This window comes from Niallia sp. FSL R7-0648 (assembly GCF_038007005.1).
GTDB lineage: Bacteria > Bacillota > Bacilli > Bacillales > Cytobacillaceae > Niallia > Niallia circulans.
On the sequence record NZ_JBBOWE010000002.1, the window covers coordinates 614,096 to 639,583 of the forward strand.

Here is a 25,488-nt window from a genome sequence, read left to right on the forward strand (position 1 = left end):
TAGTTAGCATTATTTTTTATTTGATTTAACTTTATAGAAAGTGCTTTATTTATTACCTTGCATGAATAGGGGATAAAAGGAAAATAATCTAGTAGAAGTTTATATTTAGAGGTGTTCTAAATGGATAAGAATATAAAAGAAGGTATAGATAGTCTTATGAATGAGAATTTGTGGAGGGATGTCGGCGTTGGAGCACTAAAACTCGTCCTTATTTTCCTAATAAGCGGAATTATCATCAGGATAGGGAAGGCTGCAGTACGGAATATATTTAAAGTAAGAACACATTCTGCCTTACGAGTATCTGAAAGAAGGGAAGCAACATTAATTAAGCTATTAGAAAACACGATTACTTATGTTGTTTATTTCATAGCTATCATGATGGCATTATCTGTCTTTCATATTGATGTTAAAGCATTATTAGCAGGTGCGGGGATTGTCGGCTTAGCCATTGGTTTTGGAGCACAAAGCCTTGTAAAAGATATTATTACTGGATTTTTTATTATTTTTGAAGACCAGTTTTCTGTTGGAGACCAAGTACGTATAGGAACTTACGAGGGCGTAGTTGAGGAAATTGGATTACGTACAACAAAAATAAAAGGATTTACTGGAGAGGTAAACATTATCCCGAATGGAAGCATTGTGGATGTAACGAATTTCTCCATCAATAATAGTAAAGCGATAGTAGATGTAAGTATTGCTTATCAAGGTGATATTAATCGAGCAGAAAAAGTAATACTGGAACTAATCGAAAAATTACCAGAGCAATATGAAGATATTGTTGGCGTTCCTGAATTATTAGGGGTACAAAATATTCAAGCAGCAGAAGTAACCATTCGTGTTGTAGCGGAAACACTGCCAACGAAGCATCATGCTATCGCAAGGATATTAAGGAAAGAAATAAAAAATGTTTTAGATGAAAATGGAATTGAAAGTCCTGTCCCCAAATTAGTCATGTATTCGCAACCACAGTAATTTATTTTTTAGGAGGTATTATGGAACAGAAAGAATTTGGTCTAAATGATGTCGTTGAGATGAAAAAAGCCCACCCTTGCGGTACAAACCGCTGGAAAATAATACGATTAGGAATGGATATTCGTATTAAATGTGAGGGATGTGGGCATAGTGTTCTTATTCCGCGAAGAGAATTTGCAAGGAAAATGAAAAAGGTTTTAGTAAAGCATGAGCAAGAATAGATTATTTTTCTTAGAAAAGACTGCAAATAATATTTGTAGTCTTTTTATTGATGGGAAAGGGAACACTACTTGTCTTTTTCTCTCGTTAAAACTATAATTGTTAGAGGTTTATAATAATAATGAAATTACTTTCTAGTTTGTACGATAGAGGTAGAAAGTTTATATAAGGGAGTGGCATAATGGCGTTAACTGCTGGAATAGTTGGTTTACCCAATGTTGGTAAGTCTACATTATTTAATGCAATTACACAAGCAGGTGCAGAATCAGCAAACTATCCGTTCTGTACAATTGATCCAAACGTTGGAATTGTAGAAGTACCTGATCATCGTTTAACAAAATTAACAGAATTAGTACAACCGAAAAAAACAGTACCTACTACTTTTGAATTTACAGATATTGCCGGAATTGTGAAAGGGGCAAGTAAAGGAGAAGGGCTTGGTAATAAATTCTTATCTCATATTCGTGAAGTAGATGCAATTTGCCAAGTAGTACGTTGTTTTGTGGATGATAATATCACCCATGTCTCAGGAAAAGTAGATCCTATTTCTGATATAGAAACAATCAATTTAGAGTTAATTCTTGCTGATTTAGAATCGGTAGAAAAAAGAATTGCCCGAGTTGGGAAAATGGCGAAACAAAAAGATAAAGAAGCAGTTGCTGAATTAGAAGTATTAGAACTATTAAAAGCTGCTTTTGAAGAGGAAAAACCAGCAAGAACAGTAGAGTTTACAGAAGAACAAGCAAAAATTGCTAAAGGGCTACATCTTTTAACCATTAAGCCAGTATTATATGTTGCGAATGTAGGCGAAGATGAAATTGCTGATGCAGCAAATAATGAATATGTAAAGAGGGTAAAAGAATTTGCTGCAAATGAAAATGCAGAAGTTATTATTATTTGTGCAAAAATTGAAGAAGAAATTGCAGAGCTTGAAGGGGAAGAAAAAGACATGTTCCTACAAGAGCTTGGCATTGAAGAGTCTGGTTTAGATCAGCTAATTCGTGCGGCATATCATCTTCTTGGGTTAGCAACTTACTTTACTGCTGGTGTACAAGAAGTACGTGCTTGGACATTTGTACAAGGGATGAAAGCACCACAATGTGCTGGAATTATTCATTCTGATTTTGAAAGAGGCTTTATTCGTGCTGAAACCGTTTCTTATGAGGATTTATTAGCGAGCGGCAATATGGTTGCAGCGAAGGAAGCTGGTAAAGTTCGCTTGGAAGGTAAAGAATATGTAGTAAGAGATGGAGATATTATCCACTTCCGTTTCAACGTTTAATACAATAAATATGAAAATCACTCCTGCTAAGGAAACGGCGGGAGTGATTTTTTATATGTAAGAAGATAACTGTACAATCTTTTTACAATTCCTTAAAACTCTCCAAGTATTGGATTGCTAAAATAAAAATAACCTAAAATAGTTTGCTGAAAAGGGAGTGAGGCTTTTGAAAATTGCCATTTTTTCAGACACTTATTTTCCTCAAGTAAATGGTGTTGCTCAGACTTTAAAAAGACTTACTAATCATTTTGACAACAAACAAATAGCTTATCAAGTTTATTCTCCTGAAAATAAAACTTCTACTACATACCCTAATATAAACCAATTTCCAAGTCTTCTATTTTTTCTTTATCCTGAATGCCGAACTGTTATCACGAATCCAAAGAAAATAGAGAATAGTTTAAAAAAATTCCAACCAGACCTTATTCATCTAGCAACACCATATATGATGGGGTTATACGGGTTATTTGCTGCTAAGAAATTAAATATTCCAGTGGTATCTTCCTATCACACCAACTTTGATCAATATCTTAAATACTACCATGCCTCCTTGCTAGAACCATTTTTATGGAAATATTTAAAATGGTTTCATCAATCTACCGAAAGAATATTTGTCCCCAGTAAAGAAACACAAAGAAAGTTAGAATCTTTACATTTTGATGGCTTAAAAGTTTGGGGAAGAGGGATTGATTCTAAGCTTTTTGCGCCTGATCATGATGCTAAAGAACAACTAAGAAAGAAATACCAAATAAAAGAAAAATATATTTTATTGTATGTAGGTAGATTAGCTCCAGAGAAAGATTTAGATACATTAAATAAAATTATTCATTGTCCTTCCGATATCAAAGATTCGGTCCATTGGCTTATTGTTGGAGATGGGCCAAACAAAGAAGCCTGGAGGGAAAAAGAGAGAGTACAAAAAAATATAACAATAACTGGTTATATAAAGGGGGAAGAATTGGCAAGGATATATGCAGGAGCAGATCTTTTTGTTTTCCCTTCCTTTACAGAAACTTTTGGGAATGTTGTATTAGAAGCCATGTCTAGCGGTATTCCGGCTGTCGTTGCAAATGCAGGAGGGGTAAAGGAGTTTGTAATAAATAATGTGAATGGAAAAATATGTGAACAGCAAAAAGCTGAGAGCTTTGTTCATGCAATAAGTGAGCTATTGGAAGATGAAACGATGCGACTGAGAATGGGTGTAGAAGCTAGAAATTATGCTCTAACACAATCATGGGATACTATTTTTGATGGGTTAATAAGCGATTACTATGCAGTCATACAATCCAGTCGTAATCTTAATCAAAAGTACGCTTAAAAGAGCTAGTTCTTTTTATATTTATTTAATAAAAATTAAAAGGTTATCGACTCATTTTCCTGCATTGCTATTTATTATGAAGTATGCTATACTTTTACATTGTGAGTAATGTATAGTTGCTCCTTGCCCATTGTGGGCCGTCTAGACCAAAAGGAGGTGAAAGTGATGAAAAAGTACGAAATTATGTACATCATCCGTCCAAATATTGAAGATGAGGCTAAGAAAGCTCTTGTTGAGCGTTTCAACTCTATTCTTACAGATAATGGAGCGGAATTAGCAGAATCAAAAGAGTGGGGTAAACGTCGCCTTGCATATGAAATCAATGATTTCCGCGATGGTTACTATCAATTAGTAAAAGTTAACGCTGCACCAGTAGCGGTTGAAGAATTCTCTCGTTTAGCTAAGATCAACGAAGATATCATTCGCCACATCGTAGTTAAAGATGAAGCAAAATAATAATAGATAAGTGATGTTTCACGTGAAACATTTAAAATGGAAGGGAGTTGAAACTGATGATGAATCGGGTAGTTCTTGTTGGCCGTCTAACGAAGGATCCTGACTTGCGTTATACACCGAGTGGAGTTGCTGTGGCTTCTTTCACACTTGCGGTTAACCGTACTTTTACGAACCAGCAAGGGGAAAGAGAAGCAGACTTCATTAACTGTGTTATTTGGAGAAAACCAGCAGAAAACGTTGCTAACTTCTTGAAAAAAGGGAGTTTAGCAGGTGTTGATGGTCGTATTCAAACTCGTAGCTATGATGGACAAGACGGAAAACGCGTGTATGTAACAGAAGTATTAGCAGAAAGTGTTCAGTTCTTAGAACCTAGAAACAGCTCTGGTAATAATAGAAGTGACAACATGAATTATGGAGCCCCAAGAGAACAAGATAATCCTTTTGGAGGATCAAATAATTATCAGAATCAGCGACCTCAAACAAATAGAAACAATCAAGATTATACAAAAGTGGATGAAGATCCATTTGCAAATAGCGGTCAAATCGATATTTCAGATGATGATCTACCGTTCTAAAAAGTAATTTTGATAATAAAAAGGAGGTTAATCTCATGGCAATGGGTGGACGCAGAGGTGGCCGTGCAAAGCGTCGTAAAGTATGTTACTTTACAGCTAACGGTATCACTCACATCGATTATAAAGATGTAGATTTACTTAAAAAATTCATCTCAGAACGTGGTAAAATTTTACCTCGTCGTGTAACTGGTACAAGCGCTAAATATCAACGTAAATTAACGATTGCTATTAAACGTGCCCGTACTATGGCTTTACTACCATACGTAAGTGGAGAATAATTAGCCTATAAAAAACCCTATTAGACATTTGTTTAATAGGGTTTTTATATTATCTATATGAAAACACTTGCATTGCTAGTTTCTTTTTGTCCTCCATACTCACGTTAGTAACTACATTGAAGAAGTAGATAAATGATAGTAAAATATTAGATAAAAGATGGGAACCCTTTCTTCTGGTAGAATACCCTTTTTCTAACGCCATAATAAGAAATCGATAACGTCGAAAATCTTATTCAGCCATCATGGAGTAAACGGACAGAGATAGACCTTTTTATATTTTAATTTAGTATTATGGGGTATAATAGTATCAGGTTTAATGAATACATAGTAAGGATTATGTGAAAATCTCACGAGCTTTAGGAGGAGAAAAATTGCCTACTTTTTTAGAGAAAGGATCCATACGGTATCCATTAATAAGTTTAATCGGTATTACCACTATCATGCTTGGAATCCTCTCTTTTTATAACTGGTTCTTTTCCTTAATTGGGTTATTTCTTTTTGTTATTCCTTTTTATTTTATTTTGCGAATAGATGATCGTCAGAGAAAGGAAACAGAAGAATATATAACCACTCTTTCCTACCGTGTTAAAAAAGTAGGAGAAGAGGCATTAATGGAAATGCCAATAGGAATCATGCTTATAAATGATGATTATTATATCGAATGGACAAATCCCTTTTTAGCATCTTGTTTTACAGAGGATACACTTGTTGGAAGGTCTTTATATGATGTTTCTCCATCCGTTATCCCATTAATTAAACAAGAGGTAGAAACGGAAATCATTACTCTACATGAAAGAAAGTTCCGAGTCATTCATAAAGTGGAAGAACGACTATTATACTTTTTCGATGTGACAGAACAAACCGAAATTGAAAAGCTGTATGAAGACGAACGTACGGCAATTGCCATTATCTTTCTAGACAATTATGATGACTTAACGCAAGGTATGGATGATCAGACAAGAAGTAGCATTAATAATACAGTCACAGCTATTTTAAATAAATGGGCTACAGATAATGGAGTCTTATTAAAAAGAATTTCCTCTGATCGTTTCATCGCTATTTTTAATGAACATATTCTACAAAGTTTGGAAAAGGGCAAGTTTACAATATTAGATGATGTTCGAGAATTAACTACGAAACAAAATGTACCCTTAACACTTAGTATTGGAGTTGGATCTGGTGTATCTTCCTTGCCTGAGCTGGGAAATATTGCACAATCCAGTCTTGATTTAGCCTTAGGAAGAGGGGGAGATCAAGTTGCGATAAAGCAGCCAAATGGTAAAGTGAAGTTTTTTGGAGGTAAAACAAATCCTGTAGAAAAACGAACTAGGGTTAGAGCACGAGTAATTTCTCATGCTTTGAAGGAATTAGTTCTAGAGAGTGATAAAGTCATTATTATGGGGCATAAGAATCCGGATATGGATGCAATTGGTGCAGCGATAGGGATACATAAAATAGCCCAGATGAACCAAAAGGAAGCATATATAGTCATCAATTTTCAAGAGATAGATACAGCTGTTCGAAGATTGATGGAAGAAATAAAAAAACAAGAGACCTTGTTTACGAAATTTATCACCCCTGATCAAGCATTAGAAATTGCTACAGGCGATACACTACTAGTAGTAGTTGATACCCATAAGCCTTCTTTCGTGATTGAAGAGCATTTATTGAATAAAATAGAAGATGTAGTAGTGATTGACCATCATCGTCGTGGAGAGGAATTTATAGAGAATCCGATTCTTGTCTATATGGAACCATATGCTTCCTCTACAGCCGAACTAGTAACAGAATTACTAGAATATCAGCCGAAAACTGTTAAAATTGAAATGTTAGAAGCAACAGCCCTTTTAGCAGGAATCATTGTGGATACAAAAAGCTTCACTCTTAGAACAGGGGCAAGAACGTTTGATGCTGCTTCCTATTTAAGGGGACAGGGAGCAGACACTGTACTGGTTCAAAAATTCCTAAAAGAGGATATTGAAAACTATGTGAAAAGAGCAAAAATTATTGAAAGTGTTCAATTTTATAAAGAGGGAATTGCAATAGCTATAGCGAAGGAAGAAGAAGCAGTAGATGTTGTTTTAATTGCTCAAACAGCTGATACTCTATTAACAATGGATGGAATTATTGCCTCTTTTGTAATAGCACCTAGAGGGGAAACGATGATTGGAATTAGCGCACGCTCCTTAGGAGACATTAATGTCCAAATTATTATGGAAAGTCTTCATGGTGGTGGACATTTAACCAATGCTGCTACACAGCTATCTAATATGCCGATGGAAGAGGTAGAGGCAAGGCTTAAGTTAGCGATTGATGACTATTTTGAAGGGAGAAGAAAAGAATGAAAGTTATTTTTCTAAAAGATGTAAAAGGAAAAGGGAAAAAAGGGGAAGTTAAAAACGTAGCAGATGGCTATGCACATAACTTTCTTTTAAAACAAGGTTTGGCTGTAGAGGCGAATGCTTCAGCTGTTAGTACACTAAATGCACAGAAGAAAAAAGAAGAGAAAGAAGCTATTGAAGAGCTTAATAGAGCAAAAGAATTAAAAGAAAAGCTAGAAAAAGTAACAGTGGAGCTGCATGCAAAATCAGGTGAAGGCGGTAGATTATTTGGATCAATTACAAGTAAGCAAATTGCTGATGAACTAAATAAAAAGCATCAAATTAAAATTGATAAACGAAAAATTGAATTAAATGATGCTATTCGTTCACTAGGTGTGACAAAGGTTGCAGTGAAGCTTCATCACGAAGTGTCTGCAACATTAAATGTACATGTAAAAGAATTAAGCTAATATTGGAAGTTCCATTTGCCGCTAAACATGTTAAAATAGAATAAGCTTAAGAAAATGTGATACAGGTTGAGCTGGTCACATTTTTTGTTTGACTGTTTTTAATAGAAAATATTTAAAAAAATGAAAAGGGCACAGTGGATACAAAAATATCTTTCAGCAAATGAAAGAATCTTTTTGTATAGATTGTTGCTTTTTTTAACCTAGGCTATGTTTATTATCATATCCTCTCATTTAAGGAGGTTTTATAGATTGAGTGAAATGTTAAATGATCGAATGCCCCCTCAAAATATTGAGGCTGAGCAGGCTGTACTAGGGGCCATATTTCTTGAGCCACAAAGCTTAACACTAGCTTCTGAAATATTAATACCAGAAGACTTTTATCGTGGCGCACATCAAAGAATATATTCAACGATGCTTAAATTAAATGATGAAGGAAAAGCAGTCGATTTAATAACAGTGACGTCTGAATTAGCAGCAACTAATAACTTAGAAGATACAGGTGGAGTTAGTTATTTGAGCGAGCTGGCAGCTTCTGTGCCAACCGCTGCCAATATAGAATATTATGCGAAGATTGTAGAAGAGAAGTCATTGCTGCGCCGATTAATTCGAACAGCAACAAATATTGCCCAAGACGGATATTCCCGCGAGGATGAAGTAGAAGCCCTTTTAAGTGAAGCGGAAAAGAATATTTTAGAAGTAGCACAGCGGAAAAATGCCGGTGCGTTTCATAATATCAAAGATGTTCTCGTGCGAACATACGATAACATTGAAGAGATGCATAATCGTAAAGGCGATATAACAGGTATAGCAACAGGGTTTGCTGAGCTTGATAAAATGACGGCTGGATTCCAGCGCAATGATCTAATTATCGTTGGAGCGAGACCATCCGTTGGTAAAACGGCCTTTGCCTTAAATATTGCTCAGAATGTTGCCGTAAAAACAGGAGAAAATGTAGCAATCTTCAGCTTGGAGATGGGAGCAGAGCAGCTCGTTATGCGTATGCTTTGTGCAGAAGGTAATATAGATGCACAGCGTCTTCGTACAGGGTCATTAACGGACGAGGACTGGGGAAAGCTGACAATGGCAATGGGGAGTCTGTCCAATGCTGGTATTTTCATTGATGATACACCAGGGGTAAAGATTACCGATATAAGAGCTAAATGTCGCCGCTTAAAGCAGGAGCATGGCTTAGGAATGATATTAATTGATTACCTTCAGCTTATTTTAGGAAGTGGACGAGCAGGCGAAAATAGACAGCAAGAGGTATCGGAAATTTCCCGTTCCTTAAAACAGCTTGCACGTGAGCTTCAAGTGCCAGTAATCGCCTTGTCCCAGCTATCACGCGGGGTAGAGCAAAGACAAGATAAGCGTCCGATGATGTCTGATATCAGGGAATCAGGAAGTATTGAGCAGGATGCCGATATTGTAGCGTTCTTGTACCGTGATGATTACTATGACAAGGAATCAGAAAGTAAGAATATTATAGAGATCATTATTGCGAAACAGCGTAATGGACCAACAGGAACGGTACAATTAGCTTTTGTAAAAGAATATAATAAATTCGTCAATTTAGAACGGCGCTTTGAAGATGGGGCAATGCCGACAGGCGCTTAGGAAAAAAAGATTAGTAGACTGCGAGCTACTAATCTTTTTTTGTGCCTTTTCAGATGGACAGAAGTCTTAATCGGAGTAAATATACTTCAACTTTTATCGTTTTTTATTAATCTCTTTTTTACGAACATAATCTTAAAATATCAAAAAGATTGTTCGTGTTTTATTGACTTTTATCTTGGGGAATTGATAAAATAGGAATGTTGATTAAGGATATAATAAAAAAAGATATAGAAACCTGTGGAGGTGCTCTAGGATATGTCATCAGTAGTGGTGGTAGGAACGCAATGGGGAGACGAAGGAAAAGGTAAAATTACCGATTTCCTATCTGAAAATGCAGAAGTGATTGCACGTTATCAAGGTGGTAACAATGCAGGTCATACAATTAAGTTTAATGGAGAAACATATAAATTACACTTAATTCCATCTGGGATATTTTATAAAGAAAAAATTAGTGTTGTTGGAAACGGAATGGTCGTTGATCCAAAAGCGATCATTGAAGAATTAAAGTATTTACATGACCGTAATATCAATACAGATAATTTGAGAATTAGTAATCGTGCACATGTTATTCTTCCCTATCATCTAAAATTAGATGAGGTTGAGGAAGAAAGCAAAGGTGCTAATAAAATTGGAACAACGAAAAAAGGAATTGGACCAGCTTATATGGATAAAGCAGCGCGTACTGGTATCCGTATTGCTGACTTATTAGATAAAGAAGTATTTGAAGAAAAGCTTGCAAGAAATTTAATTGAAAAAAACCGTTTATTAGAGCGTATTTATGAAACGGAAGGCTTTAAATTAGAAGATATTTTAGATGAGTATTATGAGTATGGACAGCAAATTAAGAAATATGTTTGTGACACTTCTGTTGTATTGAATGATGCATTAGATGAAGGCCGCAGAGTATTGTTTGAAGGTGCTCAAGGGGTAATGCTAGATATCGATCAAGGTACGTATCCGTTTGTTACATCTTCTAATCCAGTGGCTGGAGGGGTAACAATTGGTTCAGGTGTTGGTCCAACGAAAATTAAACATGTAGTTGGTGTATCCAAAGCTTATACATCAAGAGTAGGGGATGGACCTTTCCCAACAGAATTAAATGATGAAATTGGACATCATATTAGAGAAGTTGGCCGTGAATATGGAACAACAACTGGTAGACCACGCCGTGTCGGCTGGTTTGATAGTGTTGTTGTGCGTCATGCACGTCGAGTTAGCGGTATTACTGATCTTTCTCTGAATTCCATTGATGTTTTAACAGGAATTGAAACAGTAAAAATTTGTGTTGCTTATAAATACAAAGGGGAAGTAATGGAAGAGTTCCCAGCAAGCCTTAAAGTACTAGCTGATTGTGAGCCAGTATATGAAGAATTACCAGGCTGGTCAGAGGACATTACTGGATGTAAAACATTAAGTGAGCTTCCTGAAAATGCCCGTCATTATTTAGAAAGAGTTTCACAGTTAACGGGGATCCCATTGTCCATGTTCTCAGTTGGCCCAGATCGTACACAAACAAATGTGATACACAGCCCTTGGAGACAAATCTAAGCATGGTAAGAGGTCGTTCTAAACGTGTTAGAACGACCTTTTCTTTTCTAAATAGATAATAGAAGCAGGCTGGCTTGATTCGTTTACAGAAATGGCATGAGGGTATGATAAGTATACAGTATTCTTTATGTTGGGTATTTAATTTTAGTAACCTTGCGGATGGAAAAATAGTTGCGTAGGAGTTAAAAAATATTTTTGAAAAAACTTTTAAAAAAAGTATTGCTTTTTATTTTAATAATATGCTAATATAAAAAGCGTCGCAAATGACAAAAATACGAGCCATTAGCTCAGTCGGTAGAGCATCTGACTTTTAATCAGAGGGTCGGAGGTTCGAATCCTCCATGGCTCACCATTTCTTGTAATAAATCATGGCCCATTGGTCAAGTGGTTAAGACACCGCCCTTTCACGGCGGTAACACGGGTTCGAATCCCGTATGGGTCATAATATCTTTTTAAAGGTATTAATATTAAAAAATGGTCCGGTAGTTCAGTTGGTTAGAATGCCTGCCTGTCACGCAGGAGGTCGCGGGTTCGAGTCCCGTCCGGACCGCCATTTTTTCTTCCTATGCATTTGCATATTTAATATATATTTTTTATCTAATACATATTGAAGACAAGTGAAAATTTCGACCTGTGCTGCTAGTAAGCATCTGTCACAATAGTTTGGCTCAGTAGCTCAGTCGGTAGAGCAAAGGACTGAAAATCCTTGTGTCGGCGGTTCGATTCCGTCCTGAGCCACCTTGATTTACCATCACAACGAATGTTCGTTGTTTTTTTTATGCCTAATTATTTCCCCGTAAATAAATGTGAAAGAATCCGCTACTATTACAACCCCCCACAGAACATATAAATTTAACAACAATTTTATTACAATATAATAGCAAACCATTTTTCCTTATAAAAGTATGATAAAGTTAATGTATATGTCTTCTTTGTTAGGAACTTTATAAATAATGAAGTGAATGGAGTAGAAATAGAAGAGAATTATTTAATTTAGAAAAAAGTAAGTAGAGGATGTTATAGACAAAAAAAGGACAAGGAATCCATTCTATCAAAAAGGATATCCTTGCCAAAATTAAGGGAAAATGAAACTCATATATATAGACGATTATCTCGTCTAAAAGGTTTCAATAATTTATCCATCTACCTATGTATTTTTTATTGTAAAATAATGCTCTAACTAATTTTCTACAGAAAGAAGGCATATAACAGCCTAGTATGTATTGATGATGGATGTATGCTTTTAGTTCCCATGTATAAGAATAAAAGACTAATAAAGAAAAATAAGCAATTCTCTCTTTAAATAGAGAGATTTTTTATTCGGGGATGGAAGGAATGTTCAGTGGGCTAATGAAAAGCTTCACTGTCTTTTTTATTTGGGGCTATTTAGTGGATAGCAGTTATTTGGAGAATTTTATCATCCTCCTACCTATTTTTTGTTTCTCTTGGTAAAGGGAGATGAAAGCGGGATAAACTAATAATAGAAAAAAAGTGATTATATAAATTTAAAATGGTAAAGTAGACATTAGAAGTAAACAATAAAAGAATGAAATAACAATAGATAAACTTGATATAAGGAGAATAGCAGAATGAACAAAAAGATTCTAGTTGTAGATGATGAAAAACCAATTGCGGATATTTTGCAATTTAATTTAAAGAAAGAAGGATTTGAAGTTTATTGTGCTTATGATGGCAACGAGGCGTTAGAGAAGGTAGAAGAGCTTCAGCCGGATTTAGTATTATTAGATATTATGCTGCCACAAAGAGATGGAATGGAAGTATGTCGTGAGGTTAGAAAGAAATATGAGATGCCGATTATTATGTTAACGGCTAAGGACTCTGAGATAGATAAGGTGTTAGGACTGGAATTAGGGGCAGATGATTATGTAACAAAGCCTTTCAGTACGAGAGAGCTGATTGCACGTGTTAAAGCAAATCTTCGTAGACACCAGCAAGTTTCTTCTGCTGCAGAAGAGGAGAAAGAAACAAATGAAATTGAAGTTGGTTCCCTTATTATTCACCCAGATGCTTATATCGTATCGAAAAGGGGAGAAATGATTGAGCTGACTCATCGTGAATTTGAATTGCTTTACTATTTAGCAAAACATATCGGACAAGTTATGACGAGAGAGCACTTGCTTCAAACTGTATGGGGTTACGACTACTATGGAGATGTAAGAACAGTAGACGTAACAGTAAGAAGGTTAAGAGAAAAAATTGAAGATAATCCTAGTCATCCAACTTGGATTGTGACAAGAAGAGGCGTTGGATACTACTTGAGAAATCCTGAGCAGGAGTAAATCTATTAATGAAAAAAGTGAGTTTTTTTCGTTCTATTCATTTGAAGCTTGTGGTAGTAATTGTTTTGCTTATTCTAATTTCTATTCAGATTATTGGAGTCTATTTTGTAAAGACTTTACAGACGACCTTATTGGATAGTTTTAAAGTATCGATTCAAGAGAAAGTAAATATCTTATCGATTTATTTAGAAGAGCAGCTTGTAAAGGAAAGAGTCGTCGAAAATGGGGATTCAAAGTTAGAAGATGATATTAGAAGAATTCTGAGTGATAATAATTCTTCTGATATTAAGGAAATTAGAGTAGTTAATAGTAATGGAATTATAGTCGGAACTTCGGATCCGGAAAATCAAAATTTAGTTGGCCAGAGAATGGTCGACTATTCGGTAAGACGAATTTTATCTAACTCTTCCCAGCCAGATAATCCGATCAAGCAGAAAAATGGCGAGAAAATCTATGAGCTGATTACTCCTATAAAGACGAATGGAGATGAAATAGTCGGAGCCATTTATTTGGTAGGGAAAATCGAGAATGTGTATAAACAAATTGATAAGATTAATCAAATCTTCCAAAAAGGAACCATTATTACATTGGTTGTTACCGCTATTTTGGGAGTTCTGTTAGCAAGAACAATCACCAAGCCAATCTCTGATATGCAAAAGCATGCCTTTGCCTTATCAAAGGGGAATTTCTCTCGAAAGGTAAAAGTGTATGGATTTGATGAAATCGGCCAGCTGGCGATTACTTTTAATAATTTGACCAAGAAGCTTCAAGAGTCACAGGCTACAACAGAAAGTGAAAGAAGAAAACTATCTTCAGTATTAGCCTATATGACAGACGGAGTAATTGCGACAGATAGAAAAGGACGGATTATTCTTATTAATGAGCCAGCTGCAAAAATGCTGGATGTTTCACGTGAAACAGTCCTTTCTGAACCAATTGTTAATCTTCTTGATCTTAATGGAAAGTATACATTTGAGGAACTTCTCGAGGAAAGAGAATCGGTTATTTTGGATTATAGTACACATTATGAACCATATGTGTTACGGGCGAATTTTTCTGTTATCCAAAAAGAAACAGGGTTTGTGAATGGTTTAATTACGGTTCTCCACGATATTACCGAACAAGAAAAGATTGATATGGAAAGAAAAGAGTTTGTGGCGAATGTTTCCCATGAATTGCGTACGCCGTTAACGACAATGCGCAGTTATGTAGAGGCTCTATATGATGGGGCATGGAAAGATGAAGAATTGGCTCCGAAATTCCTTAATGTCACACAAACGGAAACAGAACGGATGATACGCCTTGTAAATGACTTATTACAGCTTTCTAAATTAGATAGTCGTGATTATCAGTTAAATAAAGAACTTGTTGATTTCATCGTATTTTATAATCGTATTATTGATCGTTTTGAATTGACGAAAGAGCAAAATGTTATTTTTATAAGGAAATTGCCTAAGAAAGCAGCATTTGTGGAAATTGATGAAGATAAATTGACACAGGTTCTTGATAATATAATTTCTAATGCCTTGAAGTACTCTCCTGAAGGTGGGAAAATTACTTTTTCTATAAAGGAGCAAGAACAGCAAATTATCGTAAGTGTATCGGATAACGGCGTAGGTATTCCAAAAGAAAATATTGATAAAATATTTGATCGTTTCTACCGTGTTGATAAGGCGAGAACACGTAAGCTTGGCGGAACAGGACTAGGCCTTGCTATTGCGAAAGAAATGGTAGAAGCACATGGGGGAAGAATTTGGGCATCCAGTAAAGAAGGAAAAGGAACAAAAATATCTTTCACCCTACCGTATATTCAATCTGAAGAGGATGATTGGGGATGAAATATGAGAACGTAAAAAGTGGCATTTTAATCTTGCTGGTAGCATTAAGTGTGTTATTATATTATCTCCTTTGGACAGACCAAGGTGGAGAGTTTGATGCGATGGATTCTAGTGGTTCTACTATGGAGCAAGAGGCATTAGGGGCTAAAAAGGAAGTCAGTGAAGTAATAAAACCTGATGAAATTTACCAACACATCGATGGGCAGCATTATGGTACAATTTCCAAGGAGGAAGTAGACCATATTCTAAATAGATTGAAAGAATTTGATTATGGGAATTTCCGTAATATATCTTCCACCATTCCTAGTATAGCCACTTTTTTAGAGGAGCAGAATAATAGTCTAGAAATAAGGTTTCCAGGACAAGTTCCTTTTCGTATTTATAAAGAAATTTTAAGAATTGATCAAGATAATTCCTTTGATTTTGATACAATCTTGTTTTCTTATAAGGATGGAAGTGTTTATTTTCTATCTAAAGAAACAGAGAAAGTATATGAAGCATCGATAAATACGACCTATATAGAGCAGCTTAATAAATTGAAAGAAAATGTTTATGCGGAAAAGACAGTGTACTCCACTTATTTTTCTTATAAACCTAATGATCAATATTTAATTTACTTGCCTAATGGAAAGCAGGAAGTAAATAAATATAAATACTTTACAAGACAAATTGAATCTATCCGCTTGAGCAGAGCATTATTTGAAGAGCCAAGTATTGCTCAAAAAGAAATTCTGACAAATTGGGAAGAGTATACGGATGATTCAGGTTTATTACGAATATATAAAGATACCCATATAGTTAGTTTCTTTAAACCTGCAGGCATTTCGAATGAAATGACTCAGAACCATATAATAAATAATAGTATCGAATTAATTAATGAACGTGGCGGCTGGATTAATGACTATCTTTATGTCGGACGAGATGATGATAGAAAGGTTACCTTTCGTTTATACAATACAAATGGGATGCCTGTGTTCAATCTAAATACGGAGTTGTCCGATATTCGATTATACTGGGAAGATAATAAGGCAAAGCGTCTTTTAACGAGTAATTTAATTATTATTAATACAACCACTCCGTTTGATTTTTCAAAAGAGACCATCTCATCAGGAGAGGATGTTCTAAATTATCTTAAAAGCAATAAAAAACTGAAGATGGAAAAACTCCAGAAGATCGTACTGGGATACGATATGCAGGTCGATTCGCAAAGTATCGTTTCTTTACAGCCAACTTGGTTTTACCAATATGATCATAAATGGTATTCCCTATATTCGGAAGGAACAGGGGGCAGCTTAGATGGACTGGAGTAAGATAAAGACGATATTTATCATTGCCTTTTTACTATTAGATGTTTATTTAATTTATGAATATGTAAAAATTAAGGAATACCAGCGGGCCGATGATTTACCAACAGAACCACCAACACACACATTGTCACGGCTAGGAATTGATTACGATAAAGAGAAACTGCCAGTGAATAATGTGAAGGATCAATATTTATCTGCCAAATCGAAGAAATTTACCGATGATGAGATCAAGAAGTTGGAAAAGGGATTATTAAGCGGTCAAGAAATTACGGTAAGAGATAGCATATATCTTCAAGCAGTCCTAGAGAAACCAATCAGTATAGATAAAGAGTTCGATCCCGATGATTTGACTGATTTTCTGCTTAATTCCGTACTTAACGGTGCAGAGTATCGCTTTTTGGAAAAGAAGGGGAACACGATAAAGTACTATCAGCAGCATGCAGGAAAAACATTGTATCGCAATCCTAAAGCGGAGCTTACCTTTAATGTCAATGAAGAAAATAAAATTGTTTCTTATAACCAGACATATTTAGAAAACATTAAAGAAATGGATAAAGAAGAGGTCATTATGCAGCCGCCTGATGCTATTCTTAACTTATTTAAAAATAATTTCATTGAAAGTGGTTCATATGTAAGTCATATAGAACTAGGGTATTATACACAGCTTGATACTTCGGCACAGCTGCTTGCACCAACTTGGAAAGTAACAGTGAACGAAGAAGATTTTTATGTGAACGCCCTAGATGGACAAGTTATTCAGCCAGAAACAGAGGAAATGAAAGTGGAGTGAGAGAAAATGCGGTTTAGTGTTCTCGCAAGTGGCAGTACAGGAAATGCCATTTTTGTTGAATCAGGAGAACATTCCTTTTTAGTGGATGCCGGATTAAGCGGAAAGCAAATGGAAGGCTTATTTCAAGGCATTGAACGAAAAATGAGTGATCTAACAGGCATATTAGTAACACATGAGCATAGCGACCATATTAAAGGGGTAGGTATTGTTGCAAGAAAGTATAAACTGCCGATCTATGCGAATGAAAAAACATGGAAAGCAATGGATCCACTCATTGGGGAAATTCCAGTCGAGCAGAAATTTCATTTTGATATGGAAACCGTAAAGACATTCGGCAATGTATCCATTGAATCCTTTGGCGTATCTCATGATGCGGCAGAGCCAATGTTTTATGTATTTCATGAAGGGGAGAAAAAGCTCGTTCTTATCACAGATACTGGGTACGTAAGTGATCGAATGAAAGGAATTATTTCCAATGCAGATTCGTATGTATTTGAAAGCAATCATGATGTGCAGATGCTGCGGATGGGAAAATATCCATGGAATATTAAAAGACGTATCTTAAGTGATGTGGGACATGTCTGTAACGAGGATGCTGCGATAGCCATGAGTGAAGTGATTGGAGATCGTACAAAGCATATATACCTTGCGCACTTAAGCTTAGATAATAATATGAAGGATCTAGCAAGGATGTCAGTTGGACAGACATTAGAAAGCCGTGGCGTTGGTTTGGGGGAACAGGTTCATTTATTTGATACCGATCCAAGGATACCGACAAAGCTAATGGCTATATAGCAGGATCGAAAAAAGCGGATAGTTAGATATTCGCTTTTTTTACTAGAGAAATAAAAGTATGGCAGGAAGGCTTTTGGGCATGATAGGGAGAAAACTTCTTGAAGTATTTCGTTTGTTTTTTTAAAAAACAGGAAAAATAATAAGGATATAGGTTAAGGATGATTTTTAGATTATGTCTTTAGAAAGGAATGAAGCTTGTGGAGTATGATTACGGTAATCGGGGAGATGGGCCAAAGAGAGGCTCAAGAAGAGGCTATTTCTTCTCTGGATTTATAGGTGCGGTGATAGGAGCATTACTAGTATTATTATTAAGCCCCCGCTTGACGGACTTAGCGATTTTTCAGAATGGAAATGAAAATGAGCAAATCGTAACTAATTCTGATGGGATAAAAACACAGAATATTTCATTGAACGTGGAAACGGATATTACAAAGGCAGTGGATAAAGCAGCGGACTCAGTTGTCGGAATTACCAATCTGCAGTCCTCTAATTTCTGGGCAGATGAAACAACAGCCCAAGAAGCGGGCACAGGTTCTGGAGTTATATATAAGAAAAGTGGGGGCAAAGCATTTATTGTCACAAATAATCATGTAGTCCAAGGAGCAACGGAACTTGAGGTCACGTTATCCGATGGAAAAAAAATTAACGCTAAGCTAATAGGTGCTGATATTTGGACCGATTTAGCAGTAGTCGAAGTAGCTGCAAAAGAGATAACAAAAGTAGCAGAGTTCGGCAATTCTGATAGCTTAAAGGCAGGTGAACCAGTCATTGCAATTGGGAATCCTCTTGGATTAACGTTTTCTGGTTCTGTCACGCAAGGAATCATATCTGGCTTACAGCGGACCATCCCTGTCGATATAAATGAAGATGGGACACCTGATTGGCAATCAGAAGTTATTCAAACAGATGCAGCGATTAATCCAGGAAATAGTGGTGGTGCACTGGTTAATATCGAAGGACAGCTTATTGGTATTAATAGCATGAAGATTGCTGAATCTGCGGTAGAGGGAATTGGACTTGCGATTCCGATTAACTCAGCGATTCCAATTATTGAGGATTTAGAACAACATGGAGAAGTGCAGCGCCCTTATATGGGGGTAGAACTACAATCTGTTAGTGATATTCCAGGCTATTATCAGCAGGAAGCTTTGAAATTACCGAATGATGTTACAACAGGTGTTGCGATAAAAGATGTATCACCAAATTCTCCAGCACAAAAAGCAGGATTAAAAGAGCTAGATGTTATCGTAGAACTAGATGGGGAAGAAATAGTCGATTTAATTTCATTAAGAAAGCATTTATATACGGAGAAGAAAATCGGCGATAAAATGGAAGTGAAATATTATCGAAACGGTAAGCTAGAAACAACAGAGCTTACGTTATCAGAGGAAGAAATGTAGTTAAGGAAGTAGAGCGAAGCCTTATTTAGGTATCGCTCTACTTTTTTTATGTGTATGTATTTTTTGAATGGAGATACTATTGCTGAATAGATGTAATGGAGCGAAAATAGTTTCTGTAAAAAATAATAAAATGCTTGTGGATAAGGTTTTATCGAAAAAGGCTGAGGAATTTCATTAGAGTAGTTGCAGTTTTTAGGTAGAATGATAAGATGGAATGTGGATAACTAATAATAAGGTCAAGAAGAAATATTATCCACAATTATTTATAGAAAAATGAAAACAGCAAGAGGTAAAAGGAGAAGAAGATATGATTTATAGTTGTGCTGAACACGTTGATATAGCAATAGATTCCGTTGTAAATGAGTATGAAACCTTTCCGATTTTAGAACAAATTTCAGAAGAAGAAAAGTTATCAACAACCTGTGAATATTGTAAAAATAATGCCATATATATGGTGGCGAACAAGTGATTCCATACTATATGTGGATTAAAAATGTGGATATGTGGATAAGTATTGTGGATATCTTGTTTGTAAAGTGAGGAAAGCATGTGAATATCTCAATTATTACAGTAGGAAAGTTAAAAGAAAAATATTTAAAGCTTGGAATCGAAGAATATACAAAAAGACTTTCAAGCTATTCTAAAATAGAAATTATAGAAGTGCCAGACGAAAAGGCACCAGAAATTTTAAGCGATGCCGAGATGCTGCAAGTGAAGAAAAAAGAAGGAGAAAGAATCCTTGCCAAAGTTCCAGCTGATGCACATGTTATTGCACTTGCGATAGAGGGCAAGCAAAAGTCATCCGAGGAGTTAGCCGACACACTCGATAAATTAGGTACATATGGGAAGAGCAAAGTGACATTTATTATTGGCGGATCGTTGGGATTAAGCGATGAAGTGTTAAGGCGAGCAGATGACAAGTTGTCGTTTAGCAAGATGACATTTCCCCATCAATTGATGCGGTTGATTCTGGTGGAGCAGGTTTATCGGGCTTTTCGGATTATGAGGGGAGAACCGTACCACAAGTAAATAAGCTAAGCAAAAATAAAAACAGCACCTCTATTTCTATAAAGAGGTGCTGCTTTACTAACGTTAATATTCTCCTTTAATAACAAAAAACGAGCCTCGGATTGTTCCGGCTAACTTAGATTTCTGCCTAGCAAATTTAAATTTCCCTTCTAATTCCTTTGGTACTTCCATCCCATCAGAAAGCTTAAAACCAACGGCGCGCTTTTTCGGGTTATCTACTGTATACAGAACGTTAATTGCAAGACCATCCTCATAAAAGACGTAGGTCCATTTAATATTTTCTACTTGAAAGGTTGAAGTTTCTAAAGGCTTGGCTGCAAATTCAATACCACGTTCTTCCTTTAAAATCCGGTTTACATAATCTAGAGTTTCGCAGGACTCATTAGCTGGTACAACCGTAAATTCATGCTTATATTTGTTCATAAAGTAACGGGCCTCGTTAGCTCGTAAGCCAGCAAGTGCTTCTGCTACAGGTGAAGATTCTAAACCAATCGTAGACACATTTTTAAAATCAACGATATAGGCCATTCCTATCCCTCCATCCTTCTTATTTCCTTACAACAGGAATCCACATTTCACCAAGTAATAAGCCGTTTTGCTGTCCCATTTCTACCACTGTATTTGGTTCACCAACATAGGCGAAATTCTTTGCTTCAGGCAACACTTGACCAAATGCAATGCCAGTAAGCATATTCTGCAATTCATCAGCGGTCTTACTTTCCCCTTTAACTACTAAGTATTCTCCTTTAGGAAATTGAATCATTCTGTCCGCTTCTGGTAATGATTGCTCTGTCATGACCCCGACATAATGCATCATCTTGTTGTTTACCGCTTCGTTTACGATAAAAATATAGTCATTTGTGGCAATGGCTTTTAAGGCGTCAAGCTTTCCTTCTTGTTTGACTACTTGCCAAAAGTCTGCTTTTTCCTTTGCTATGCCCGCATAGTCTGTATAATCACTCTTAAGTTCAGTTCCAATCCCTAAAACGATAAAGCTGTCTTTTTCTTCTAGCATATAGCCTGCCATATTCAACACTTCCTCTTTAAAAAATTAATCAAATGATTCTTCTTTTCACTTGATAGATATATAATAAACTTAAACCATGTCAAAAAATGATACTGTTTAGGGGGACGGGATGAAAAAGGTTGAACGAATTAATACCATTATGCGGTATATTAACAACCGCGCCAACTTTACAATTTCTGAAATCATGAGAGAATTTAACATCTCTCGTTCGACAGCAATTAGAGACATCAGAGAAATTGAAGCGATGGGGATGCCACTTGTCGCAGAAGTTGGAAGGGACGGGGGATATTTTGTTATGAACAACTCTGTCTTGCCGACTGTTCGCTTTACCGATAATGAAATTAAGGCTCTTTTTATTGCCTTTATGGCTACGAGAAACCAACAGCTCCCTTATTTAAAGAGTCGCCAGTCACTAGCTGAAAAATTACTAGGACTCATCTCAGAAACCCAGCAAGATGACCTTGTTCTTTTAAATCGCATCTTGCTATTTGAAGGGACCAACCCGAATAATCCTGATCTGCTTGATTTGTCAGATCTTCCTCATCCCATGTTAGAAAAATTAATCCAATTACTTATTATGGATAGATATTTACTAATTACTATTAGAGAGGAGAAAGTTATAAAGTCCTATCCTATTTACCTCTTGAACCTTTATCGTGAGAAAAGCCTGTGGCTGATTGAAGGCTTTGATTTAAAGGAAGAGAAGAAACGGATTTTGCCTGTTGACAATCTCACAGATGTAGAACCATGCACTATCAATAATAGATTAAGCAGGAAAAAGATTTTAGAAAAACTAAGTAAGCAGGAGGAAGTAATCAACCTTGTCCTTGAACTTGGTCCAAAGGCAATTGCACAGTATAAGAAATACCATCCGTTAAGAATGTCCATTTCTTATACGAATCCTTACCAAACTACAGCCATTCTAAAGACTTTTATCAATGTTAATCATTCCGAAGAATTAACGGAAATAACAAATTGGCTATTATTCCTAGGTGAGGATATCAAGGTTAGGGAAATGCCTGTAGAAATCTTGGAAGGTTTACAAAAGAGACTACTCCTATATTGTCCATAATCAATGCTTGTTAGACCATATTTATATAGATTACGTTGAACCAGTAAATAAGGTATTGGTTTGCTTTTGACAAGTGAGAGACAAATCATGCTAAGCGTATCCGTTGTAACTGCATGATAATCAGAAGAGAATGATGTCATGCTCAATGATATTCCTGCTTTCATAAATCAGTTGTCAATTGCTTTACCAATATCTTCCCTCCTTCCATTAAAAAGGGATTTCTTCAAATCAGCTATTATTGGATTATTTAGTAGTGTTGTTTAATTTTTCTGTCCTGACTCTGCTTCTATCACATTTCTTAAGAGCTTTACTCCTTCTGCTAATTCCGTATCAGTTAAATTACCATATCCGAAAATAAGCTTGTTGTTGTGTTTTCCTTTAATTAAAGCATGTTTCTCTACGGAAAAGATATTAACTCCTTTATTTTTGATTTCATCTAAGATCTTTTGTGGGAACTTAAAATTAAATTTAACAACTAGGTGAATGCCTGTTGAAGCACCAAGGATTTCAATTAGGTCTCCAAATTCCTTTTTTAGACATCCTATTAAGAAATCTCTCTTTTTTTTATATAGTTTCCTCATTTTAACTATATGTTTCTCTAAGTGTCCATCCTTTATAAAACGTGCTAAAATTACTTGCTCAATAGTTGGAGAGTGATAATCAGTGTATCTTTTAAGATTTTTGGCTTCTTCTACCAGTGCATTTGGCAAAATGACATAACCAATTCGCAGACTAGGTGATAAGATTTTACTAAAAGTCCCTATGTAAATAACTCGTTCAGGAAATAATCCTTGCAGTGAACTTACTGGATGACCAGAATAGCGAAATTCACTATCATAATCGTCCTCTAGAATATAACTATTTGTTTCCTTAGCAAAATTAATAAGTTGAATTCTTCTTTGAATGGGTAATATTCCACCTAAAGGGAATTGATGAGAGGGAGTAACGAAAATAATGTTTTCTTTTTTTTTCGTTGTAAGCCATTCTGTTTGCATTCCAAATTCATCGACTGGAATAGGAGTAATATTAGCCCCTCTTTCAATAAAAATTTCAGGAATTTCTTTCGTTACTGGATCCTCTATTAATACTTCGGAGTTAGTCTTTACTAATAGTTTAGCTAGAAGTGTGAATGCTTGAGTAGCTCCAGAGGTGATAATAATTTGACTAGGATGACAGTTTATTCCTCTAGTTCTATAAAGGTAGCTTGATAATACCACCCGTAACTCTTCACTTCCTTCAGGTGAACTATAACCAAATAATGAGTCTTCAATCGTTTCAAAAACGTCTTTTCCTATACTGGCCCACTTTTTTCGAGGAAACTTTTTTAAACAAGGTACGCCGGAACGAAAGTCAATGAAATTATTTGTCCTTACCTTACTCATTGAATCAGTACTTTTTTCAGAGATAGGCCGTTCCTCATTCGTAGGAAAACCCTCTAGTGATATTCCAGATTCCACGAAAGTTCCAGCTCCTTGTTTAGATTTAATGTATCCCTCAGCGATTAATTGATCATAGGCTTCGAGAACGACACTTCGAGACACGTTTAAAATGGCAGCTAAATCACGACTCGAGGGAAGTCGGTCCCCCTCAAGAAGTTCTCCTCGTAAAATCTGTTCTTTAATTTTCACGTATATTTGTTGAAATATTGGTTTTTCTGAAGTTCTATCTAATTCAATCCAAATCATCATTATCACCTAAGGTGTTCATATTGGTTTTAAAAATAAATGATAATTGGTTCTTTAATAAACCAATTTATAATGTTAATTTTACTGTAACACCAGTTTAAATGGAATAATTACTTGAGATGGAGTTGGTTATATTGAGTGAAAGGATTGTAGCATACCTTAAAGTTATTGCGGCAATGACCATTGTAGGGAGTTCGGTGGTTGCAGTAAAAATATTAATTCAAACGATGCCGATATTTTTAGCATCTGAGCTAAGGTTTTTAGTAGCTTCCCTAATATTAGTCCCTTTACTGATTTACAAGGAGGGGATTCCTTCATTAAGTAGAAGGGATATTGTCATTCTCTTTTTTCAATCTCTGACGGGAGTATTTTTATTTAGTATCTTTATGCTGTATGGTTTAAAATATACTACTGCAATGGAGGCAGGAATAGTTACTAGTACTTTACCAGCAATGGTTGCTCTTCTTGCTTACTTTATAATTAAAGAGAAACTTACAAGAAATAAAATAGCGGTTATAATAACTGCTATTTTAGGAGTCATCATTCTTAACGTTTCAGGAGTGATGCAAGAGATATCGGGCAGTCATCTAGAAATAGTAGGTAACTTCCTTGTTTTGGGGGCAGTGATGGGAGAAGCATTGTTTATCATTTTAGGTAAGTCTATATCAAAAAAAGTAAGTCCATTAACTATAACAACAGGAGTGTCTGTTATAGGGGGATTGTTATTTTTACCAATGGCTATTTATGATAGCATAACTGCTAATTATTCATTAGGTTCTGGTTATGATTGGCTTTTGATTTTTTATTTTGGAATGGTTGTTACTGTTTTGGCTTTTTTGCTTATGTATCAAGGCCTTGCTGTATTATCTGCTGCGACAGTAGGTATATTAACAAGCGTTTTGCCACTAAGCACAGTAGTTCTATCATTTTTCCTTTTGAAAGAACCACTTTATTATTACCATCTAATAGGACTATGTCTTATCTTTATGGCTATTTATTTTAGCTCGAGAGAAGAGAAAATACAGATGGATCAAGAGATTGGAAATAATTAAATCAAGTGTTAAAATCAGACCACTAAGAGACAAATAATAGAAAAATAATCGGAAGATAGTGAAAATTTTAGAGACAAAAGCATCTTTTAGCCAACCCCACTAAAAGATGCTTTTTAATATCATAATCAAGGCCATTCTTT

24 protein-coding genes and 4 tRNA genes are annotated in these 25,488 nt (G+C 35.6%); 25 read left to right on the plus strand and 3 right to left on the minus strand.

Annotated features, from left to right (window positions below; translation table 11 throughout):
• Positions 1-120: 120 nt before the first annotated feature.
• From NSQ89_RS23090 to rlmH, 23 genes are all read left to right on the plus strand, one after another.
• Positions 121-972, plus strand: a complete 852-nt coding sequence (locus tag NSQ89_RS23090; protein WP_047944594.1) for a mechanosensitive ion channel family protein — start codon at positions 121-123, stop codon at positions 970-972.
• 20 nt (positions 973-992) lie between these two features.
• Positions 993-1,193: a DUF951 domain-containing protein gene (locus NSQ89_RS23095; protein WP_047944593.1), complete on the plus strand. Its 201-nt coding sequence runs from the start codon at positions 993-995 to the stop codon at positions 1,191-1,193.
• Positions 1,194-1,372: 179 nt separating this feature from the next.
• Positions 1,373-2,473: a redox-regulated ATPase YchF gene (gene ychF, locus NSQ89_RS23100; protein WP_341133329.1), complete on the plus strand. Its 1,101-nt coding sequence runs from the start codon at positions 1,373-1,375 to the stop codon at positions 2,471-2,473.
• A gap of 166 nt (positions 2,474-2,639) precedes the next feature.
• A complete protein-coding gene (locus NSQ89_RS23105; RefSeq protein ID WP_341133330.1) occupies positions 2,640-3,791 on the plus strand; it encodes a glycosyltransferase family 4 protein in 1,152 nt (383 codons plus the stop codon).
• A gap of 165 nt (positions 3,792-3,956) precedes the next feature.
• Positions 3,957-4,247, plus strand: a complete 291-nt coding sequence (rpsF, locus tag NSQ89_RS23110; protein ID WP_047944590.1) for a 30S ribosomal protein S6 — start codon at positions 3,957-3,959, stop codon at positions 4,245-4,247.
• A gap of 56 nt (positions 4,248-4,303) precedes the next feature.
• On the plus strand, positions 4,304-4,822 hold the full coding sequence (ssb, locus tag NSQ89_RS23115; RefSeq protein WP_047944589.1) for a single-stranded DNA-binding protein: 519 nt from the start codon (positions 4,304-4,306) through the stop codon (positions 4,820-4,822).
• Between the two features lie 41 nt (positions 4,823-4,863).
• The gene (gene rpsR / locus NSQ89_RS23120; RefSeq protein WP_047944615.1) at positions 4,864-5,100 is read left to right on the plus strand and encodes a 30S ribosomal protein S18; all 237 of its coding nucleotides are present in this window, start codon (positions 4,864-4,866) and stop codon (positions 5,098-5,100) included.
• Positions 5,101-5,471: 371 nt separating this feature from the next.
• Positions 5,472-7,445 (plus strand): DHH family phosphoesterase, encoded by a 1,974-nt coding sequence (locus tag NSQ89_RS23125; protein ID WP_047944588.1) that lies wholly within the window; start codon positions 5,472-5,474, stop codon positions 7,443-7,445.
• Positions 7,442-7,891: a 50S ribosomal protein L9 gene (rplI, locus tag NSQ89_RS23130; protein WP_047944587.1), complete on the plus strand. Its 450-nt coding sequence runs from the start codon at positions 7,442-7,444 to the stop codon at positions 7,889-7,891. The genes NSQ89_RS23125 and rplI overlap by 4 nt, the downstream gene beginning before the upstream one ends.
• Before the next feature lie 249 nt (positions 7,892-8,140).
• On the plus strand, positions 8,141-9,505 hold the full coding sequence (gene dnaB / locus NSQ89_RS23135) for a replicative DNA helicase (RefSeq protein ID WP_047944586.1): 1,365 nt from the start codon (positions 8,141-8,143) through the stop codon (positions 9,503-9,505).
• 255 nt (positions 9,506-9,760) lie between these two features.
• On the plus strand, positions 9,761-11,053 hold the full coding sequence (locus tag NSQ89_RS23140) for an adenylosuccinate synthase (protein WP_047944584.1): 1,293 nt from the start codon (positions 9,761-9,763) through the stop codon (positions 11,051-11,053).
• Positions 11,054-11,329: 276 nt separating this feature from the next.
• Positions 11,330-11,405: transfer RNA gene (locus NSQ89_RS23145), tRNA-Lys, on the plus strand.
• 18 nt (positions 11,406-11,423) lie between these two features.
• Positions 11,424-11,495, plus strand: a tRNA-Glu gene (locus NSQ89_RS23150).
• Between the two features lie 34 nt (positions 11,496-11,529).
• Positions 11,530-11,606 (plus strand) — tRNA-Asp (locus NSQ89_RS23155).
• Positions 11,607-11,718: 112 nt separating this feature from the next.
• Positions 11,719-11,791: transfer RNA gene (locus NSQ89_RS23160), tRNA-Phe, on the plus strand.
• Positions 11,792-12,642: 851 nt separating this feature from the next.
• Positions 12,643-13,353 (plus strand): response regulator YycF, encoded by a 711-nt coding sequence (gene yycF, locus NSQ89_RS23165; protein WP_047941026.1) that lies wholly within the window; start codon positions 12,643-12,645, stop codon positions 13,351-13,353.
• An 8-nt stretch (positions 13,354-13,361) separates the two neighbouring features.
• Entirely contained in the window at positions 13,362-15,191 is a 1,830-nt protein-coding gene (gene walK / locus NSQ89_RS23170; RefSeq protein WP_047941025.1) for a cell wall metabolism sensor histidine kinase WalK, read from the plus strand.
• Positions 15,188-16,501, plus strand: a complete 1,314-nt coding sequence (locus NSQ89_RS23175) for a YycH family regulatory protein (RefSeq protein WP_047941024.1) — start codon at positions 15,188-15,190, stop codon at positions 16,499-16,501. The genes walK and NSQ89_RS23175 overlap by 4 nt, the downstream gene beginning before the upstream one ends.
• Positions 16,488-17,288 (plus strand): two-component system regulatory protein YycI, encoded by an 801-nt coding sequence (locus NSQ89_RS23180; RefSeq protein WP_047941023.1) that lies wholly within the window; start codon positions 16,488-16,490, stop codon positions 17,286-17,288. Before NSQ89_RS23175 ends, NSQ89_RS23180 begins: the two co-directional genes overlap by 14 nt.
• A gap of 6 nt (positions 17,289-17,294) precedes the next feature.
• Positions 17,295-18,083, plus strand: a complete 789-nt coding sequence (locus NSQ89_RS23185) for an MBL fold metallo-hydrolase (protein WP_047941022.1) — start codon at positions 17,295-17,297, stop codon at positions 18,081-18,083.
• A 188-nt stretch (positions 18,084-18,271) separates the two neighbouring features.
• On the plus strand, positions 18,272-19,483 hold the full coding sequence (locus tag NSQ89_RS23190; RefSeq protein ID WP_095321883.1) for a S1C family serine protease: 1,212 nt from the start codon (positions 18,272-18,274) through the stop codon (positions 19,481-19,483).
• Between the two features lie 307 nt (positions 19,484-19,790).
• Complete coding sequence (locus tag NSQ89_RS23195) at positions 19,791-19,952, plus strand: CxxH/CxxC protein (RefSeq protein WP_016201499.1); 162 nt, start codon at positions 19,791-19,793, stop codon at positions 19,950-19,952.
• A gap of 80 nt (positions 19,953-20,032) precedes the next feature.
• Complete coding sequence (rlmH, locus tag NSQ89_RS23200; protein ID WP_341133331.1) at positions 20,033-20,512, plus strand: 23S rRNA (pseudouridine(1915)-N(3))-methyltransferase RlmH; 480 nt, start codon at positions 20,033-20,035, stop codon at positions 20,510-20,512.
• Positions 20,513-20,575: 63 nt separating this feature from the next.
• Here the strand turns inward: rlmH and NSQ89_RS23205 are convergent, their stop codons facing one another.
• Together NSQ89_RS23205 and NSQ89_RS23210 are read right to left on the minus strand one after the other, a co-directional pair.
• On the minus strand, positions 20,576-21,040 hold the full coding sequence (locus tag NSQ89_RS23205; protein WP_095333269.1) for a phage tail protein: 465 nt from the start codon (positions 21,038-21,040) through the stop codon (positions 20,576-20,578).
• Between the two features lie 19 nt (positions 21,041-21,059).
• Positions 21,060-21,539 carry a GyrI-like domain-containing protein gene (locus tag NSQ89_RS23210; RefSeq protein WP_341133332.1) on the minus strand — a complete coding sequence of 160 codons (480 nt, stop codon included), beginning with the start codon at positions 21,537-21,539 and terminating at the stop codon, positions 21,060-21,062.
• A gap of 109 nt (positions 21,540-21,648) precedes the next feature.
• Between NSQ89_RS23210 and NSQ89_RS23215 the strand changes: the two genes are divergently transcribed.
• Positions 21,649-22,611, plus strand: a complete 963-nt coding sequence (locus NSQ89_RS23215; RefSeq protein ID WP_341133333.1) for a helix-turn-helix transcriptional regulator — start codon at positions 21,649-21,651, stop codon at positions 22,609-22,611.
• 260 nt (positions 22,612-22,871) lie between these two features.
• Here the strand turns inward: NSQ89_RS23215 and pdxR are convergent, their stop codons facing one another.
• Complete coding sequence (gene pdxR, locus NSQ89_RS23220; RefSeq protein ID WP_341133438.1) at positions 22,872-24,296, minus strand: MocR-like pyridoxine biosynthesis transcription factor PdxR; 1,425 nt, start codon at positions 24,294-24,296, stop codon at positions 22,872-22,874.
• Between the two features lie 134 nt (positions 24,297-24,430).
• On the opposite strand from pdxR, the gene NSQ89_RS23225 reads away from it, so the two are divergent.
• Positions 24,431-25,348 carry a DMT family transporter gene (locus tag NSQ89_RS23225; RefSeq protein WP_341133334.1) on the plus strand — a complete coding sequence of 306 codons (918 nt, stop codon included), beginning with the start codon at positions 24,431-24,433 and terminating at the stop codon, positions 25,346-25,348.
• The last annotated feature ends 140 nt before the right edge of the window (positions 25,349-25,488 follow it).